This is a genomic window from Candidatus Eisenbacteria bacterium, assembly GCA_016930695.1.
Taxonomy (GTDB): domain Bacteria; phylum Orphanbacterota; class Orphanbacteria; order Orphanbacterales; family Orphanbacteraceae; genus JAFGGD01.
This window is the reverse complement of record JAFGGD010000006.1, coordinates 15108-33887: the sequence shown is the minus strand read 5'-3', so window position 1 is coordinate 33887 and position 18780 is coordinate 15108. Positions and strand designations below refer to the sequence as shown.

Genomic DNA, 18780 nt, shown 5'->3' with positions numbered 1-18780 from the left:
CGCTTGACCGGTCCGCCGCGCCCCTGCGACAATGGAAGGCCTCACCATCGAAGGGCGCGGGATCGGGGCCGCCGACCGGGACGACCCGCGCGGGGATTCTCATCCGGAAGGGAGACGCCATGAGGCCGTCCGTCCGTTTTCTCACCGACGAGTTGATCGACCGGATCCTCGCCGAGGGGCGGGACATTCTGCGCGAACTGGGCGTGGAGATCCATAACGACGCCGCCCTCGAACTGCTGGCCGGGCACGGCGCCCGGATCGACCGGAAGACGAAACGCGCCTACATCCCCGACGAGCTGGTGGATCGCGCGGTGAAGTCCGCCCCCTCCGGGTTCCGTCTGTTCGATACTCTCGGCCGGGAGGCGCTCGACCTCTCCGGAGACAGGGTGCACTTCACCCCCGGCTCGGCGGCGCTCAACGTGCTCGACCACGAGACGGGCCGCATCCGCCGTCCCGACACGGCCGACTATATCCGCTACGCGAAACTCGTCGACGGCCTCGCGAACATCGCCTCCCAAAGCACCGCTTTCATCCCGGCGGACGTGGATGAGAACGTGAGCGACAGCTACCGCCTCTTCCTCGGTCTTCTGCACGGCGTGAAACCGGTGGTGACCGGCGCCTTCACCATCGACGCCTTCGGTGTAATGCGCGACATGCAGGTGGCGGTGCGCGGCTCCGCCGAGGATCTGGCCGCCGAACCGCTCACTATTTTCTCCTGCTGCCCCACATCCCCCCTCAAATGGAGCGACGTCACATCCCAGAACGTGATGGACTGCGCCCGCGCGATGATCCCCGTCGAGTTCATCAGCATGCCTCTCTCCGGCTTCATGGCGCCGGTCACGTTGGTCGGCTCGTTGGTGGAGCACACCGCCGAGACCCTCTCCGGGTTGGTGCTTTCCCAACTCGCCCGTCCCGGCGCGCCGGTCCTCTACGGCGGATCGCCGGCGGTCTTCGACCTGCGCTATGAAACCACGCCGATGGGCGCCGTCGAAACAATGATGATCGACTGCGCCTACAACGAGATCGGCAAGAAACTCGGCCTGCCGACCCAGGCCTACATCGCCCTGAGCGACGCCAAGCGCCTCGACGCCCAGGCCGGCCTGGAGACGTCCATGGGCGCGACCCTCGCCGCCCTCGCGGGCATCAACAACGTTTCCGGTCCGGGCATGCTCGACTTCGAGAGTTGCCAGAGCCTGGAAAAACTCGTGGTGGACAATGAGATCTGCGGCATGACGCTCCGCATGATCCGGGGCATCGAACCCCGGGAGGACTTCCCCGCCCGCCCGATCTTCGAGGAGCTGCTCCGGGAGAAGCACCTGCTCATCAGCGACCACACCCGGAAGCACCTGCGCGACGAGATTACGTTCCCGGGGCCGGCGATCGACAGGGCGAACCGTCCCCGCTGGTTGGAAGAGGGGGGACGCACGATCCGGGAGCGCGCCCACGACGAGGTGGAACGCCTGGTCGCCGCCTGGGAGCCGCCGGCGCTGGGCGACGACGTCCGCCGCGAACTGGTTCGCCTGATGGAGGGGGAAGCGCGTCGCGCCGGCATGGACCGCCTGCCGCCGCGGGACGCCTAATCTTTTATGCGTGAAATCTTTTCCATTCCCCCGGAGGCGATCCGGCCGGACATCGGCGCGGTGCTCCGCGCGCAGGGCGTGCCTCCGGACGCGCCCCTCTCCGCGCGCACCGAACGGATGGCCGTCGAGGCGATCCGGATGATGGACGACGAAGGGCGCCCCGTCGCCCTCTTCGAGGAGGTGACCCGCGCCGATTTCGCCGCCGCCTACGCCGGCGAGGGGATGAACGAACCGGAAACCCCCCTGGACCGGATCGAGCCGGTCGCCGAGGACCGGGCGCTCTTCGCGCTCACCCTCGGGCAGGCGGTGTGCGACCGGATCGCGGCGCTCTTCGACGGCGGCGATCCGGCGCTCGGCGCGATGCTCGACGCCGCCGCCTCCGAAGCGGCGGATCGCGCCGTCACCGCGGTGGAGGCTCGCTTCCGGGAACGATTGGACCGGGAACGGGGCGAAGATCCCGCCCGGCACGTGCTCGCCTATTCCCCCGGCTACTGCGGGTGGCACGTGAGCGCCCAACGCCGCCTCTTCACGCGGCTGCGGCCGGAGGAGATCGGGATCCGCCTCCGGGAAAGTTTTCTCATGGACCCCCTCAAATCGGTGTCGGGCGCGCTCCTCTCCGGACCCGCCCGGATCCACCGGTTCGAGGCGCGCTATCCCTTCTGCCGGGGCTGCCGGGACCGCACCTGCCGGGACCGGATCGCCGCGCTCGGCGACGACTGAACCGCCCGGCTCGGGCGGAACGTCGTCCGGGCCGATCATCGGGAAGAGGAGACCGGAGCATGGAACTGCTGCAAGAGATCGCGGAAACGCTGGAGCGCGGAGAACCGGAGCGCGTGTTGGAGCTGACCCGGCGCGCCGTCGAGGACGGGCTCCCGGCGAAAGAGATCCTCGACGAAGGCCTGATCGCCGGCATGGCGGTCGTCGGAGAAAAGTTCAAACGTCACGAAATCTTTCTCCCCGACGTGCTGATGGCGGCCAAGGCGATGTACGCCGGCATGGACGAGCTGAAGCCGCTCCTTCTCTCCGAGGGGGCGCCTCCGCGGGGGCGCGTGGCGATCGGCTCGGTGAAGGGAGACCTGCACGACATCGGCAAGAACCTGGTGGGTATCATGCTGCGCGGCGCCGGCTTCGACGTGATCGACCTCGGGAACGACGTGTCTCCGGAGCGCTTCGCCGAGGCGGTGGAGCGGGAAGGGGCGCGCGTGATCGGCATGTCCGCGCTCCTCACCACCACCATGACGAACATGAAGAAGACGGTGGATCATCTCGAGGAGAAGGGGCTCCGCGGGCGCGCCCGCGTGATCGTGGGCGGCGCGCCGGTGTCGGAGGAGTTCGCCCGGCGAATCGGCGCCGACGCCTACGCCTACGACGCGGCGAGCGCCGTGGACCGGGTCAAGCTGCTCATCGAATCGGAGGGGTGATGCGGGCCCTTTTGGAGAGACTCGAAGCGGGGGAGGTTCTGGTCGGCGACGGCGCCACCGGCACGCTCCTGATGGCGGAAGGGCTCGAGCCGGGCGCCTGCTCCGAGGCGGTCAACCTGGAGCGGCCGGAGCTGCCCGAGAAGATCGCGCGCCTCTACGCCGAAGCGGGCGCCGACATCGTCCTCACCAACACCCTCGGCGGCTCGCCCCTCGCGCTCGCCCGGCACGGCCTGGAGGAGAAGACCGAGGAGATCGCCCGGGCGGCGGTGCGCGCGGCGAGGCGAGGCGCCGGCGAGAAGGTTTACGTGGCCGCCAGCTGCGGCCCCACCGGCCTGATGCTTCAGCCCTACGGCGACGCCGACCCGGACCGGATCTCCGCCGCCTTCGAGCGGCAGATCGGGGCGCTGGCGGACGCGGGGATCGACCTCGTCGTCATCGAAACGATGACCGATCTCGCCGAGGCGCGGCTGGCGGTGCGGGCGGCCAAGAAGGTCGCCCCCGGCATCCCGACGGCGGCCACCCTTACCTTCGATCCGACGCCGAAGGGTTTCTTCACCATCATGGGCCAGGGGATCGAGCAGGTCTGCCGCGGCCTCGAGGAGGCGGGCGCGGACATCCTCGGCTCCAACTGCGGCAACGGGCTCTTGAACATGATCCGCATCGCCCGCGATTTCCGCCACCACACCGACCGGCCCCTCCTGATCCAGTCCAACGCCGGCCTCCCCGTCACCGAGGAGGACCGCCTCGTCTACTCCGAATCCCCCGCCTTCTTCGGAGAAAAGACCCGGGACCTGCTCGACGCGGGCGTGTCGATCATCGGCGGCTGCTGCGGCACGACGCCGGACCACGTCCGGGCGATCCGGCGGGCGGTGGACGCCCGGGCATCCTCCCCGGGCGCCTAAGCGCGTCCGCTCCCCCCACACTCCAGCCCTCACCCGAATCTGCCGAAAAGCCGATCGATGGGGAAACCCGCGCCGGGACCCCCGAGGGAAACCGATGAACGGCGACTTCGGCAAGTACGAGATCCTCGAAAAAATCGGCGTCGGCGGCATGGCCACGGTGTACACCGCGGTCCAGAAGTCGCTCGGGCGCCGGGTGGTTCTCAAGGTGATGCACGGCCATCTCCAGGAGGACCCCACCTTCGTGGCCCGCTTCGAGCGGGAGGCGAAGAGCGCCGCCATGCTCCGCCACGAAAACATCGTGCAGGTGATCGATTACGGGCGGGAAGAGGGGATCGGCTTCATCGCCATGGAGCTCGTCGAGGGGGTCGATCTGAAGAAGTGGCTCGAGAGCCACGGCCCGCCGCCGATCGAGGTGGGCGCTTACCTTCTCTACGATCTGTGCGCCGGGCTCGAACACGCCCACGCCCATCACATCGTCCACCGCGACCTCAAGCCGGCGAACATCATGCTGTCGCCGACCGGCGTCCCCAAAATCGCCGACTTCGGCCTCGCCCGGATGACCCAGGAATCGACGGTGCTGACCATTCACGACGCGATGATCGGCACCGTCCCCTACATGTCTCCCGAGAGCGCCACCGGCGACACGGTGGACGAACGGTCCGATATCTTCTCTCTCGGTATCGTCGCCTATGAGCTGTTCGGCGGGCGGCGTCCCTTCGAGGGGAAGAGTTCCGCGAGCGTGATCCACGCGATCCTCTCCACGGATCCGCCGGCGCTGGACAAGCTGAACCCGTCGATACCTTCGGACCTGAAAGATGTTGTCTCGCGCATGCTCGAAAAGGACCGGGACCGCCGCTACGGCGACGCCGGCGAGGCGAGGCGCGCCATGGAGCCGGTGATCGACCGGCTCGGCGTCACCCGCGGCCGGGATCTGCTGGCCCGTTACTTCGACGAGCCCAGCCTGATCCGCCGGAACCTGCGGGAGAAACGATCCCGGAACGGCGACGCGGAAACGATCCGCACGCCCTCCTCGCCTTTTCCCGCGACGCGCCGGCGCGGCGGCCTTCTCGGGAAGGCGGGAGTCGCCGCCGCGGGCGCCGCCGCGGTGGTCGCGCTGCTTCTCGTGTGGAACCAGTGGCGGGGCGACGGCGGGAGCGCGGTCGCCACCGGCCCGAGCGACGGCGCCGGCACCGCCCCGCCGACCGGGGAACGGCTCGCCACGACGCCCGGAGAAGCACGCTCCTTTACGAAACAGGCGGCGACGGACGACGCGGTTTCGGAACCCACGGAAGAGACGCCCATCGGCGGCGGCCCGGCGGAACAGAGGGCGGCGGACGATGCGCCCATCTCACGAAAGACCTCCGGCGAGGAGGTCGGGGGGGCGACCGACGACGGTGAAGAGACCGAAACACCGCTTCCCGAAACGGAGAAGGTCCCGGCGGCGGCGCCCGCACGACCCGAGCCACGCGCCCCCCGTGAAACGGCGCCCCCGGCGGAGGCGCGGCAGGGAACGATCCGGATCGTCGCCCGCCCATTCGCGGTTTTCACCATCGACGGCGTCGTGGCGGGGCGCGACTTGGCCGTTCTCGACCGCGCCATCGATCCGGGCGAACACCGGATCCGCGTGGAACACCCGTACTACAAAGCCCGCGAGTGGTCCTCGGTGCGGGTGGAGCCGGGCGGTTCGGCGGAGCTGTCCCACGATTTTCAGGCGGTCCACGGCGATGCCTACCTCACCGTCACCACCAACCGGATCCCAGCCCTCGTCTGGATCGACGGCCTTCCGGTCGACCTGTGGACGCCTCAACGCGACATCCCGGTTCCTCCGGGGCCGCATCGCGTCACCGTGAAGAAGGAGGGGTTCGCCGTCGCCGAAGGAGTGGTGGAAACGATCTGCCGCGAGGGGGAGACGGCGCAGCTCGCCTTTACGCTCGCCAAGCCCTGACCCGGGGCGCGACTCCCTCGTCCCCACAGCCTCCCGCGCCCGATCAGTCCGCGCCGCCGAAGCCCATCTCCGGAAGACGGTCCGGATCCACGTTCCCGCCCGAGAAGATCACGCCCACGGACCGCGCCACGAAGAGATCCGGTCGTTCCAGCGCCGCGGCGAAGGCGACCGCAGCCGACGGCTCGATGACGATCTTCATGCGCGTCCAGACGAGCCGCATGGCCCGAAGGATCGTTTCTTCTTCAACGGTTACGATCTCACGCACGAGCCTCCGCAGGATCGGAAAGGTGTGCCGTCCGAGGGACGTGAGCAGACCGTCCGCCACGGTGCGCGGCTCGACGGAGGGGAGGATCTTCCCCTCCCGGAGCGATCGGTACGCGTCGTCCGCCCCCTTCGGCTCGGCGCCGATCACCGCCGTGCGCGGCGAGAGGGCGGCGAAGGCGAGCGCCGTGCCCGAGAGAAGACCGCCGCCGCCGACCGGCGCGATCACCGCGTCCATCGGTTCCGGTCCGTCCTCGATCATCTCCGCCGCCGCCGTCCCCTGGCCGGCGATCACCCGCGGGTCGTCGTAGGGGTGGATAAAGGCGGCGCCGGTCCGCGCGACCACCTCGGCGAGGCCGCGCTCCCGCGCCTCCAGGTTCGGCTCGCAGAAAACGATCTCCGCGCCGTAGCCCCGCACCGCCTCCACTTTCACGCGCGGCGAGGTGCGGGGCATCACCACATAGGCGGGGACGCCGCGGCTCCGAGCGGCCAGGGCGAGCGCCGCCGCATGGTTTCCCGAGGAATGCGTCGCCACGCCCCGGGTCGCCTCCTCCGCGCCGAGCAGGAAAACGGCGTTCGTCGCTCCCCGCGCCTTGAAGGCGCCGACCTTTTGAAAGTTTTCACACTTGAAGTAAAAACGGGCGCCCCCCTCGCGATCCAGGGCGGCACAGGTCAGGAGGGGCGTGCGGTGCGTGTGAGGACGTATGCGATCCTGCGCCTCACGGATCTCGCGAATGGTCGGTTCTTTCATGGCGGGACTCCACGGCGGCCCACCGCCGCGAAGCCCAGTGTACCACAACCACTTACCGGCCGGGAGGCTCGGGGAAATCGGGAAGAGTGGCGGCGCCGTCGCCGTCGCCGTCGCCATCGCCGCCCCCGCCGCCCAAGAGGGCGATGAGAAGGCCCGCGCCGAGCACGCCGCCGGTGACCCGCACCCAACGGTTTTTCCAGAACGGGACGGGCGCCCCGTCCCCTTCGGCGGCGGCCTCCATCTCCACCTCGAGCATGGAAGTCTCGGCGGCGATCACGACGAGGGTGGTATCGAACGGTATGTAGCCGTCTTTCTCCAGACGAATCGCGTGCTCCCCGGCGGGGAGCCGCTCCAGAGTGAAGGGGGTAAGCCCCGCCTGCGTTTCGCCGTCGAAATAGATCTGCGCCCGCGACGGTTCGGTCCGGACGTTCAGTCCGCCCAGGTTCTCGTTACGGAATTCCTCGAGCACATCCTCGAAGGCGCTCCACTCCGGCTCGGCCAACATCTGCCGGTCCGGCCGCCACTCCGGATCGGCGCGGAGGATCGTCTTGAACGCCTCGCCCGCGGCTTCCCGCGCGCCGGTCCGCACCAGCGAACGGGCGAGGAACTCGTAGGCCCGCAGGCGTTCGGCGCCGGTGAGCGTTTCGGTGAGCGTCCCGAGCCGGTCGATCGCCTCGTCGAAGCGCCCCTCCCAATAAAGATCGACGCAAACCTCGAGAGGATCCGGCGCGGGCGTCTCCCCGCGGGCGGCGCGGGCGACGCAGAAAGTAAGCACCGCCGCGAGGACGATCCACCCGAGAATCCGGGCCGCGTCCATGGTGCGCCGGAGAGGCGTCTTCCGCCGCCGGAGGGCCGTTTTTTCCCGCATGCCGCGCCCTCCTATTGCAGGGTCACCAGGATCCGGATCACGCCGGTCCCGGAGGCCAGTGGTTCAAGCGCCTTGCCGAGCACGGTCCCCGTGCGGGGCTCGTCGTCCCGCATGGCGTGCCCCGGCGTGGCCGACGTGACCAATAGATCGCCCGGGCGGACCGCCCCGTTCTCCGCCGAAACCTTACAGGGGACGATGCCGACCACGGCGAGGGGGATCTCGTCGAACTCGGCGGCCATGTCCGCCCTGGTGTAGGTGCCCGACTCCTCCCCTTCGGCCTTGGAGGGGTCGATCCGGTCCCAGTCCCGCTCGGATCCCACGAAACCGGGACGGGTGCTGTAGACGCCCGCCACCAGCGTGGAGCGCGGCTCGGCGCTCTTCGCGATCTCCCGCGATCCGCTCGGATCCACCACCATCACGTCGCCGGGCTCCACGGAGGACGCGCCGGCGCGAACGGCGATCATCTCGGAGAAGTCCGCCGGACCGGTGAAGGAGCCGTCGGCGAGCACGTCGCCGTCCCCCTGCACCTTGAAGACGGCGTTCACACCACGCTCGCATTCGATGAATTGCATGTTGTCGCTGGAGTTCGATCCGACGAGGATCTGCAGCATGTCGTTGTTGGAAGAGACGCTGTCGCTGCTTTCGAAATTGACCAACTGGCCGAGCTGGTAGTCCGGATTGTACACGTCCAGCGCACGGCCGCTGGATCCGGCGTCCCAGACCAGTGCGTCCCCGCCGACGTGAAGGGTCGCGTCCGGGGAAACGTCGCCGATGCCGAGGCGGCCGTTCGAGGTGAGCCGCATCTGTTCGGTGTTGTCCGTCACGAAGTACATGCAGGTGTCGGTCATCACCTGGAACATGAGAGGGCCGGCCATGTTTCCGGCGACCACGCGGGAGAGGTTGGTCAACGGAATCCCGGCGGTGGTGCCCGTGGCGAGCGGCCCCGACTTGATGAGCTGGAGGTAGTCGTAGATACCGCCCGTGGTCCGGAGGGTGACGCCCGAGTAATTGTCCGCCGCGGGGGCGTCGAGAAGAATCTCCACGTTGCTCTCGCCACCGAGATGGAGCTTCGCCTCCGGATTCTCCATGCCGAAAGCGACGTCGCCGTCGGCGTCGATCACCATCCGCGTGTTGGTGCTCACCGCGGAGGTGCCGATTTTGAACTTGTCGCCGTCGCTGTCGTCCACGCCGATCGAAAACGCGGTGGCGGCATCGAGCTGAAAGCGGATCCGGGGATCGCTCACCAGGCCGGTGTTGTTGATGGTGATGCCGGCGGTTTCGCTCACCACGTCGAGAGTGGTGATCGGGTCGTTGGTGCCGATGCCCACCTTGCCGTCCGCGGTGATGGTGAGATACGGGGCCGCGCCGACAGAACCTTCGCCGATCTTGAACTTGTCGGCGTCGCCGTCGTCCACACCGAGGGTGAACTTGGGCGTGCCGCTCAAAAGGAACCGGAGTTCCGGATCGCCGTCGGCGGAAGAGTTGTCGATATCGATCCCGTTCGCGCCCCCCGAACCGATGATGCTCAGCTTCCGCCCGGGCGAGGCGGCGCCGATCCCCACGTTCCCGGAGTGGGCGGCGACGATGTCGTCGCCGTCGACGGTCCAGTCGCCGTCGTCGAACGTACCCGCCGCGTGGGTATGGTCCCCCGCCGCTACCTGGTCCGCGCCGGTTCCGACCGGGAGGCGGGCCGCGGCGATGGTGCCGGAGACGATGTCCGAACCATCATGGGTATGGGACGTGTCGGCGAAGTGAGCCGAGTCGTGCCCGTCCAAGAAGTCCGCGTTCAAGTTCTCCACCTTTACGGTGGAAGACACTTCCATGGGCGGTGTGCCCGCGCCGACGGTGGAGATCAGTTTCCCGTCGGTCCGGATCGAACCGCCCGACACATCCAGCTTCTCCCCGGGCGCCGCGACGCCGATGCCGACGTTGCCGGAAACGTTCGCCCGCATGTTGTCGCCATCCACTACCCAATCGTCGTCCACCGTGGCGCCGGACGCGGCGGCGCTGATCTGCACCACCCCGCCTCCCAGATCGGCCAGGGTGATGTTCGCCCCCTCGGCCAGGGTCACGTCGCCCGTATGGCCGTTCAGGCTTTTCACCGCGGCGCCCTCGGCGAGTTTCGCCGCTTTCACCGCGCCGTCCTCGATCTTCTCCTCCGTCACCGCGCCGTCGCGGATCTTGTCGGTCGTCACCGCGCTGTCGGCGAGCAGGACGGCGGTCACGCCGCCCGGGGCGATGGAGAGGACGGCCTCCAACGAGTCCCCCCCTCCGGCGAGACCGTCGCCCGTGGTGATCCGCGTGCGGGCGCTCCGCATGCTGTACGGAACGGCGGCGAGGGGTCGGAGGGGGCCCAGCGCGGACCCGGAGACCTCGATGCCTATCCAGTAAGGGACATCGAAGGGAACCGCGTCCACGGCGAGGGTCACCTCGTAGAAGCCGCTGCTTAGCTCCACGGACGGGAAGCTCTGCTCCCAGACCGCGGCGGCGAGCGTGTCCGCGTAGAGCCGGAACGTCATGGGGACGTCGCCGGTCAGCGGCAATCCGTCGTCGCCCGTCAACACGCCCTGCCAGTGCAGGCTCTTCGGAATGTCGCCGTAAGCGGCCGTGGGTACCATTGCCGCCAGCAGCAGCGCCGCGGCGACGATGGCCCCGGCGGTCCGGGCGTTGAAGTCATGACGATCCATGCCGGTTCCTTCCTTTCCTACCGGAACAAGACCAAACGGGCGGTCGCGGAGCGTTCGCCGTCGTGGTTCAATCGGAGGAAGTAGATCCCGGGCGCGCAGCGACGGCCCCGATCATCCTTCCCGTCCCAATCCACCACATGCTCGCCCGCCTCCTCGGTCCGGTCGATCAGGGTCCGGACCAGGCGGCCGCTCAGGTTATAAATTCGCATATCAACGTTTCCGTTCCGTGGTATGGAGAACCGCAGCGCCGTCCCCCGCAGGAACGGATTGGGCCGGGGCGCGGCGAGGCGGAAGAGCGCTTCGGGCTCGCCGGGGGAGATCCCCTCGGCGGCGAGCGCCCCGGCGGGTCCGCAGACCGCCTCGAGGATTCGCTCCGTCTCCCCCGGCCGGGAGACGTAGCGGTAGACCGTTCCGTCCTCCACCGGCAACGCCGCGCCGGCGACCGGATCGATCAGGACCAGCCCGCACCCGGCCGGCGGCGGAACGGGGAGCGCCGCGGAGAGAAGGACCTCCTCGTCCCCTCCGGCGGCGACGCGGATCGTCCAACGCTCGACGCGCGTCGATGGGGGCCTCCAGTCGGCGCGCATGGTCCCGCCGGCGAAGAGGCCGGGGCCGGAGTCGTCCGGCCGCGGCGGCGTGGAGCGGTCCCATCGGTCCCTCCCGGGCCGCGCGCCGCTCCGCGCGCCGAGGGTGATCTCCTGGCCGGCGCGCCCGCCCGCGCGTGCGCGGAAGCGGGCTATCCATCCCCCCTCGCCGAGGGAAGAGAGCGCGTAGTTTTTCGACAACGACGGAACCGACTCGCGCGCCGGAACGAGAAGCTCCAGATCGTAACCCGACGTGTTGTTCACGAAGTAACCGCGCCACGGCTCCAGGTGGTCCGCCTCCACGTAACCACCCGTCCCCCCTTGGTCGTAGCGCCAGTCATGGAAGGCGTCCTCGATCAGGCCGAGCTGGGCCGCTTCAGTGAGTGAATAGCGATGATCCCCGTCGGCCCGGATCATGCAATCCGACAGGGAGACGGCGTAGGCGAAAGGATCGCCGATCTGGTTCCATCCGCCGCCGCTCCCCCCTTCGAGAAGAACGGAGAAACAGCTGTCCTCCTCGGAGGGGTAGACGGCGAAGCCGTCCACGTCCACTTTCCGGTCCTCCGCCGTGATCAGCCAGAATCCGTAGCCGGCGTCGATCGGCGCGCCGAGGTCACCGGGGTACTCCGCGTAGTCCCCCGCGTCGGTCCGGTAACGGCCGAGCCTCCAGCGGGCCGGATCGTGTTCCCCCAGGTCGTCGGGGAAGACCTCCCACCCGGAGGCGGAGCCGGTGAAGAGCGGCACGGAGATCATCTGGTGGCGGCCGCCGGTCAGGTCGGGGGCGAGTTCGTCCTCTATCCACACGTCGATCCGCGCCGGAAGCCCGATCTCCGGATCGTGTACACGCACCTCGCCGGCGGCGCCGTGGACCGACACCCAGTACTCGATCCCGCGAATGCCGGGGATCTGGTCGGAGAGGACCGCCGTGAGCTTGCCGCCGAGGCCTCGGTTCATCCCGGAGGACCGGAAGTCCTCTTCGCCTCCGAACCGCCAATAGACACGCCCCGAGTCGACGGTGACTCCCGCCTCGGCGGTGACGGTCACCTCCGTTCCGGGCGAGGCCGTCTCCGGGTCATGGCTCACGTCGACCGTGAACGGTTGAACGAGGAAGCTCGTGGTGACGGAGATCAGGTCGAGGATGGGGCGATTGCGGTTCTGCACCAGCACCACCCCCGAATACAGGCCGGTCGTCAGCCCCGCCGGCGCGGCGGATACGGTCACCCGGGCCGTGTCCCCCGGCGGCGTCCACCCGGAGTCTGGCGACGCGGAGAGCCAGGGTGCGATGTCGGAGACATCCGCTTTCCAGCGGAGCGTGTCTCCCCCGGCGTTCCGGACGACGATGGTCCGGTCCGGCGGGGCGGGCCCGTTCAGCACGGCGCTGAAGAGGAAGGAGCCGCCCGCCGGCGAGAGGAGGCGCATGTCCGCCGGCGTCGCCCCCCGAAGGAGAACCGGGTAGGGCTCCGTCCGGGACGGATCGTTCGAAGGGATAAGAAGCGTATCGACATGGATCCCCGCCCCGGCCGGCGCGAAGGTCACCTCCACCGCCATCGATCCGGAGGGGCTCAAGGCGAAACTGTCCGGTTCGACCGTATAGGGCGGTCCGCCGGCGGTGATCGGCCCGACGAGAAGCTCCTGGCCGCCTGTGTTGCGGACCGTGAAGGAGAGAACCGCCGAGGAGTCCTCCGGCACGGCGCCGAAACGGAGCGCGTCGGCGTCCACGGCGATGACCGGGACGCCCGGTTCCACGCCGAAACCGAGGAGCGGGAGCTTCCAGACACCGACGAAGGGGTCGTTCGTTTCTACATGAATAGTATCCCGATCCACCGCCGCGGCGGAGGCCCGGTACAGAACCCGCAGGGTCTGTGAAGCGCCGGGCTCGATCACCACGGGCGCGGCGGGCCACTCGACCCGGAAGGAGGAGTTACCGCCGGAAGCGGGTCCGATCGAGGAGAGAAACAGGGGCATACCGCCGCCGTTCGCGAGTTCCACATCGAGGCTCGCGGAGTCGCCCGTGTCGACGCCGCCGAAATCGAGCGCCTCCGCGCCGACGACCAGGAGCGGCCGGCCGTAGAGCGCCAGAAAACCGTTTAAATGCGTGTATTCGTCGGATGAAGCGGACCCCGCCGCCGCGATTCCGGCGACGGCGAATCCCCGCTGTCCGCCCGCCGTAAGGAGGCCTCCCGCGGAGTCGAACCCGCCCGCCGGCCCCAGGAAGGCGAATCCATCCGTCGCGCCGTCCAGGCCGGCGCCGATCAGAATCGCCGCGACTCCGATGAGGAGGATCTTTTCCCGGCTGGAAAGGGTCATATCGCTCTCCCGGCCGGCCGGTCGCCGGCGAAAGGGACTCTTCCCCGGGTCCGCTCGACCGGGGGTTCCCGCATTGGATTCCGTCCGGGCGGGTTCGGGGCGGGAAGGCCCCCGTCCCACACCCGCGCGCAAACCTGTTCGGCCACGCACAATCCCCCGTGAAACAATGGGTTGCGCGCCCACACCCTCCCGCCGTCGGGGCGGAGCCGGCCGTTTCCGAGACGTTCCCCGGACGGATCGGCGCCTCGGGACGGATCATTCTCCTCGCCGATACACCGCACGCCCGATCCTAGTGAGGGGCATTCCACGAATCGGCCCGATCCGGTGAATCTTGATTCTTTTTTCTACAAATGTTGTTGATTCGTGCCCGGCGGGCCGAGGACGGCGCGGCGGGGTTGTCGCGCGGGGAAAGAGAGGGCTAACCTCCATTTTTCTAAATAGAAATTGAATCCTCTTTATGCTAAACTCGTGTTGTTTTAACGGCCAGAACCAGGAAAACCCGGTCCTGGATTCGGTTCGGTGGTCGGACGCCCCGCGCGGCCGGTCGTCGACGGGTGAATTCCTTCTCCGGGCGATCCGCTCCCCATCTGGCCCGCCCGTACAATCCAACCTACCGACCCTATCTGTGTGGAGAGGGAGAAAATGAAAGTTACCAGACTGTTCGCGCTGGGAATGATGCTCGTTCTGTTCGTTTCGGCGGCGGCGTATGCCGACATCCACCCCATTCCGCTCGATGCGGAACGTTCTCATCTAACCCTGGCCGATCTGAGCCGGGACGTCATGGAGTTCGAGCTGGGGATCGCCGAGTTCTCCGCCATGGATGTGGAGACCCCGGAAGGAACCTTCTCCCGCCTGATGATTCCGGGCTTCCACTCCTCCAAGGTGGCCGGTTCGCCGGAGCTGCCGATGATGAACCGTCTCTTCGAGATTCCCTTGGGCGCCTCGGTGCGCGTCGAAGTGGTCTCCGTGGAAAGCCGCACCATCTCCCTGGCGGACTACGGTATCGAGAACGCACTCATGCCGGCTCAGCCGAGCATGCCGAAGAGCGCCGATCCCGAGGATTGGCCCTTCGTCTATAACGAGGACGCCTACCGCGCCGGCCGCGTCGGCCAGGAGATGGTGCGCGTGGAGCGCGTCGGCGCCATCCGCGGCGTGGAGATCGCCCGCGTCGAGGTCAGCCCCGTCGAGTACATGCCCCGGAGCAACGAGATCGTCGTGGCCGAGTCGATTCGCTTCCGTCTCCACTTCGAGGGGGCCGATCACGCCCGCGGCGAAGCGATCAAGGCGGCGACCTACAGCCCCTTCTTCGAGCCCGTGCACGGCGACATCGCCGGCTACCAGTCCCCCCGCGTGGATTACCCGGACCTGGTGAAGAACCCGGTCACGCTGGTCGTCATCGTGCCGTCCGACATGGAAGCGACCATGCAGGACTTCATCGACTGGAAGACCGAGCGCGGCTTCACCGTCGTGACCGGCGTGATCGGCTCGCCGGAGGTGGGGAGCACCACCGCCACGATCCAGGCCTACATCCATGATCTCTACAACAACCCGCCCGCCGGCCAGGCCGCGCCGAGTTTCGTCGTCTTCGTCGGCGACGTCGCCCAGTGCCCGACCTTCACCGAGGCCGGCGACGCCACCGACCGGCCCTACTGCGCGGTGGACGGCGACCTGATGCCGGACATCTACTACGGCCGGCTCTCCGCCACCAGCACCTCCATGCTCCAGGACATCCTGGACAAGACCCTCATGTACGACGAGTTCACCATGCCGGACCCGAGCTACCTCGCCGAGGTGACCATGATCGCCGGCATGGACGGCACCTATGCCTCCACATGGGCCAACGGCCAGATCAACTACGGGACCACCTACTACTTCAACGCCGCCCACGGCATCACGAGCAACACCTACCTCTACCCCGAGTCGGGGAGCCATGCGGCGGATATCGTCAGCGACGTCAGCAACGGCGTGGCATACATCAACTACACCGCCCACGGGAGCAACACGTCCTGGGCCGACCCGAGCTTTACTCAGACGAACGTGCGGAATCTGACCAACTACGGCAAGTACTGCCTCGCCGTCGGCAACTGCTGCCTCACCAGCACCTACGACTACGCCGAGTGCTTCGCCGAGACCTGGCTCCGTGAGGCGGACAAGGGGGCCATCGGCTACATCGGCGGCTCCAACAGCACCTACTGGGACGAGGACTGGTACTGGGGCGTCGGCAACGGCACCGTCAATGCCAACCCGACCTACGAGGCGACCGGCCTGGGCGCCTACGACGGCGTCTTCCACGACCACGGCGAGGAGATGGACGCCTGGTACGTCACCAACGACGCGCTCATCTTCCGGGGCAACCTGGCGGTGACCGAGTCCGGCTCCTCCCGCATCACTTACTACTGGAACATTTACAACCTGATGGGCGACCCGTCGATCACGACCTATATGGGCGTCCCGGCTACGCAGACGGTCGGCCACCCGAGCACGGTCTTCACCACCAGCCCGAACATCACCGTGACCGCGGTGCCCGGCAGCTATGTCGGCGTGACCCAGGACGGCGCGCTCGTCGCCGGCGGCGGCGTGGACGAGACCGGAACGGTGACGCTCACCTTCGACGACGTCCTCACCCCCGGAACCATCCGGTTGGTCGTGATGGCTCAGAACAAAGAGCCCTACAAGGTCGACGTTCCGGTGATCGTGCCCGCCACGATCATCATCAACCCGACCGAGATCGACGCCAACGTGGAGACCGACGTGGTGGTCGAGGTGTACGAAGCGGACGGCGTTACGCCGAAACCGGGCGTGAACGTCTGGGCCGCCGGCCTCGATTACGAGACCACTCCGGTGGCGACCAACGCCGCCGGCGTCTGCACGGTGACGGTGAACTACCCGTACGGCCCGACCCTCGACATCATCGGCCAGGAGACGGGCGAACCCTACCTGCTCTTCACCGAGCAGATCACGGTGAACGCGTCGACGCTCTCCACGCCGGACCTGTGGGTGACCACGACCATCGGACTCGCCGACACCTTCGCGCTCAACCTGGCCGGCACCCTGAACGGCACCTGCAAAGAGGGCCCGAGCACGATCTACGCGATCCTTCCCGACGGAACGGAGCTTTCCACGACGACCGGCACCATGAAGATCACGCCGGACGAGATCGGTTTCGTCACCGCCTACGTCGCGGTGAGCGGGTACGACGTTTATACCGAAACGTTCCCGATCATCGAAGCCTACGGCACCCTGACCGGCCACGTGGACGCCGACGGCTCTCCCGCGGACGGCGCGGTGGTCAAGGGTTACGACGCGCTCGACGAGCTCGTCTTCGAGGTGACCTGCAACTCCCTGGGCGACTACGACGTGGGCGAGGAGATCCTGGTCGCGCCCTACACGATCGAGGTCGATTACTTCGGCTATCTGCACTTCGAGCAAAGCTTCTTCGTCAACTACGGGGCGAACGTCCTCGACATCGATCTGGATCCCGCCCCCTCCGGCGTTCTCTTCGGCACGGTGACCGACGACGTTTCGGGCGATCCACTCTACGCGTCGCTCAAGTTCTACCGCAGCGACAACATGGAGCTTTACACCGAAACCGTTACCGATTCGACGGACGGCTCCTTCACCTCGCCGGCGCTCCCCTACTTTGATTGGGTCGTCACCATCAAGGCGTGGCACCATCGCGCGCTCACGACGAGCATCACCATCGAAGATCCGACCGTGGAGAAGCACTTCGTGCTCGAACCGACCAACGGCGACTTCCTGGTGATCGACGACGGCGCCAAGGGGACGGTCGAGAATCCGGCCAAGTACGACGAGAAGACCGGCGAGCTGATCGCGCAGGGTTACACGAGCGTCGCCTCCAAGGCGGCGGCGGACATCGTCACCGACCTGGAGACCATCGGCTACAGCGTGACGCTGGAGACGGTCGCCTCCACGAACCCGGCGACCTGGAACGACTACGACGCGATCATCGTCAGCTCCGGCAACAACGCCGCCCCGGTGGAGGACGCCACCTTCCGCTCCAACGTGGAGAGCTTCGTCCTCGCCGGCGGCCACATCCTGGTCGAGGGCGGCGAAATGGCCTATGACGCCGCTTCGTACCCCGGCTATCCGACCTTCGCCGCGAACGTACTCCACGTTACCGGCTGGAACCACGATTCGAGCGGCAACCTGACCGTCCACGACGTGGGCCACTACCTGGTGACCGTGCCGAACACGATCACCGGCCCCATCACGGTCGGCTACGTCGACTACGGCGACCAGGACGCCTTCACCCCGGCGGCGGACGCCACCAAGGTCTGCGCCTGGTCGACCTACCCGGAGAACACGAGCATCGTGGTCTACGATCCCAACCCGGCCCCCGAGGGCGGGCAGATCGTTTATTACGGCTTCAACTACTCCTCCGCGGCCGCGGCGGACCGGATTCTCCTTCTCGAAAACACCATGACCTATCTGACGGCGCTCGAAATGGGCGATTGCAGCGTCAGCGGAACGGTGACCCTGGAAGGCCAGTCGAACCACTCCGGCGTAACCGTCCAGGCGATCCCGGACGGCGGATCGGTCGTGACCGGACAGAACGGTTCTTACGAGCTGACCGGCCTCTACGCCGGTCCCTACCAGATCGTGGCCTCCAAGGACGGCTGGGCGACCGGCATCGAGGAGATCACCCTGACCTCCGGCCAGCACATGACCGGCGTCGACCTCACCCTCTCGCGTGAGTTCAGCCAGACCGATTGCAGTACGCCCGCGCTCGCCATTCCGGACAACAACACCGCCGGCGTGAGCGACATCATCAACGTGCCGTTGGACGTCGAGGTCACCGGAATCGCCGTCTACCTGGACATCACCCACACCTACATCGGCGACCTGATCGTGACCCTCGAATCGCCGGGCGGCGCCATCGTCACGCTCCACAACCGGAGCGGCGGGACGGCGGAAAACATCGTCGGCTGGTACCCGGACGACCTCGAGCCCGCCGGCGACCTGGGCGACTTCCTCGGTCTCGACGCGGAAGGCGACTGGACGCTCACCGTGAGCGACAACGCCGGCTACGACACGGGCACGCTGAACGAGTGGTGCCTGAAGATCACTTACGAGATCGACACCGGTGTCGAGGAAGGCGCGGGGAGCCTGCCGAAGGCGCTCGCCCTCGTCGGCAACGTGCCGAACCCGTTCAACCCGACCACGACCATCCGGTTCGACCTGCCGAAGGCCGGACACGTCAGCCTCTCCGTCTATGACCTGGCCGGCCGCCGCGTGACCACGCTGGTGGACCGGGGCATGGACGCCGGAAGCCACGACGTGATCTGGACCGGCCTCGACTCGTCCGGACGGTCCGTGGCGAGCGGCATCTACTTCTACCGCCTCGAGGCGGAGAACAAGACCATGACCCGGAAGATGGTGCTTTTGAAGTAACCGTCTCCGGTAACGGGAGGAAGCCTTTCGGACTCGGTCGCCGCGGCTCCGCGCCGCGGCGG

10 protein-coding genes are annotated in these 18780 nt (G+C 67.8%); 6 read left to right on the top strand and 4 right to left on the bottom strand.

Annotated features, from left to right (window positions below):
* Positions 1–119 precede the first annotated feature (119 nt).
* The 5 genes from JW958_00485 (at position 120) to JW958_00465 (ending at position 5848) form a co-directional block, all read left to right on the top strand.
* Complete coding sequence (locus JW958_00485) at positions 120–1580, top strand: trimethylamine methyltransferase family protein (GenBank protein MBN1824706.1); 1461 nt, start codon at positions 120–122, stop codon at positions 1578–1580.
* A 6-nt stretch (positions 1581–1586) separates the two neighbouring features.
* Positions 1587–2300 (top strand): hypothetical protein, encoded by a 714-nt coding sequence (locus JW958_00480; protein ID MBN1824705.1) that lies wholly within the window; start codon positions 1587–1589, stop codon positions 2298–2300.
* A gap of 59 nt (positions 2301–2359) precedes the next feature.
* Positions 2360–3001, top strand: a complete 642-nt coding sequence (locus tag JW958_00475) for a corrinoid protein (GenBank protein ID MBN1824704.1) — start codon at positions 2360–2362, stop codon at positions 2999–3001.
* Positions 3001–3903: a homocysteine S-methyltransferase family protein gene (locus JW958_00470; protein ID MBN1824703.1), complete on the top strand. Its 903-nt coding sequence runs from the start codon at positions 3001–3003 to the stop codon at positions 3901–3903. The genes JW958_00475 and JW958_00470 overlap by 1 nt, the downstream gene beginning before the upstream one ends.
* A 94-nt stretch (positions 3904–3997) precedes the next feature.
* Positions 3998–5848: a protein kinase gene (locus tag JW958_00465; GenBank protein MBN1824702.1), complete on the top strand. Its 1851-nt coding sequence runs from the start codon at positions 3998–4000 to the stop codon at positions 5846–5848.
* A gap of 43 nt (positions 5849–5891) precedes the next feature.
* Here JW958_00465 and JW958_00460 read toward each other — a convergent pair whose 3' ends face one another.
* From JW958_00460 to JW958_00445, 4 genes are read right to left on the bottom strand one after another with little or no spacing between them, the layout of a single operon-like run.
* Positions 5892–6860, bottom strand: a complete 969-nt coding sequence (locus JW958_00460; protein MBN1824701.1) for a pyridoxal-phosphate dependent enzyme — start codon at positions 6858–6860, stop codon at positions 5892–5894.
* 52 nt (positions 6861–6912) lie between these two features.
* Positions 6913–7728 carry a PEGA domain-containing protein gene (locus JW958_00455; protein MBN1824700.1) on the bottom strand — a complete coding sequence of 272 codons (816 nt, stop codon included), beginning with the start codon at positions 7726–7728 and terminating at the stop codon, positions 6913–6915.
* A gap of 11 nt (positions 7729–7739) precedes the next feature.
* Entirely contained in the window at positions 7740–10415 is a 2676-nt protein-coding gene (locus tag JW958_00450) for a hypothetical protein (protein MBN1824699.1), read from the bottom strand.
* Positions 10416–10432: 17 nt separating this feature from the next.
* Positions 10433–13306 carry a choice-of-anchor D domain-containing protein gene (locus JW958_00445; protein ID MBN1824698.1) on the bottom strand — a complete coding sequence of 958 codons (2874 nt, stop codon included), beginning with the start codon at positions 13304–13306 and terminating at the stop codon, positions 10433–10435.
* A gap of 642 nt (positions 13307–13948) precedes the next feature.
* Between JW958_00445 and JW958_00440 the strand changes: the two genes are divergently transcribed.
* Positions 13949–18718, top strand: coding sequence for a carboxypeptidase regulatory-like domain-containing protein (locus JW958_00440; GenBank protein MBN1824697.1), 4770 nt, complete (start codon positions 13949–13951; stop codon positions 18716–18718).
* Positions 18719–18780 lie beyond the last annotated feature (62 nt).

What these genes read in the sequence shown, in the direction of transcription:
- JW958_00450 (MBN1824699.1), bottom strand. Translation starts at nt 10,415, where the DNA reads ATGGATCGTCATGACTTCAACGCCCGGACCGCCGGGGCCATCGTCGCC.
- JW958_00460 (MBN1824701.1), bottom strand. Translation starts at nt 6,860, where the DNA reads ATGAAAGAACCGACCATTCGCGAGATCCGTGAGGCGCAGGATCGCATA.
- JW958_00475 (MBN1824704.1), top strand. Translation starts at nt 2,360, where the DNA reads ATGGAACTGCTGCAAGAGATCGCGGAAACGCTGGAGCGCGGAGAACCG.
- JW958_00455 (MBN1824700.1), bottom strand. Translation starts at nt 7,728, where the DNA reads ATGCGGGAAAAAACGGCCCTCCGGCGGCGGAAGACGCCTCTCCGGCGC.
- JW958_00440 (MBN1824697.1), top strand. Translation starts at nt 13,949, where the DNA reads ATGAAAGTTACCAGACTGTTCGCGCTGGGAATGATGCTCGTTCTGTTC.
- JW958_00470 (MBN1824703.1), top strand. Translation starts at nt 3,001, where the DNA reads ATGCGGGCCCTTTTGGAGAGACTCGAAGCGGGGGAGGTTCTGGTCGGC.
- JW958_00480 (MBN1824705.1), top strand. Translation starts at nt 1,587, where the DNA reads ATGCGTGAAATCTTTTCCATTCCCCCGGAGGCGATCCGGCCGGACATC.
- JW958_00465 (MBN1824702.1), top strand. Translation starts at nt 3,998, where the DNA reads ATGAACGGCGACTTCGGCAAGTACGAGATCCTCGAAAAAATCGGCGTC.
- JW958_00485 (MBN1824706.1), top strand. Translation starts at nt 120, where the DNA reads ATGAGGCCGTCCGTCCGTTTTCTCACCGACGAGTTGATCGACCGGATC.
- JW958_00445 (MBN1824698.1), bottom strand. Translation starts at nt 13,306, where the DNA reads ATGACCCTTTCCAGCCGGGAAAAGATCCTCCTCATCGGAGTCGCGGCG.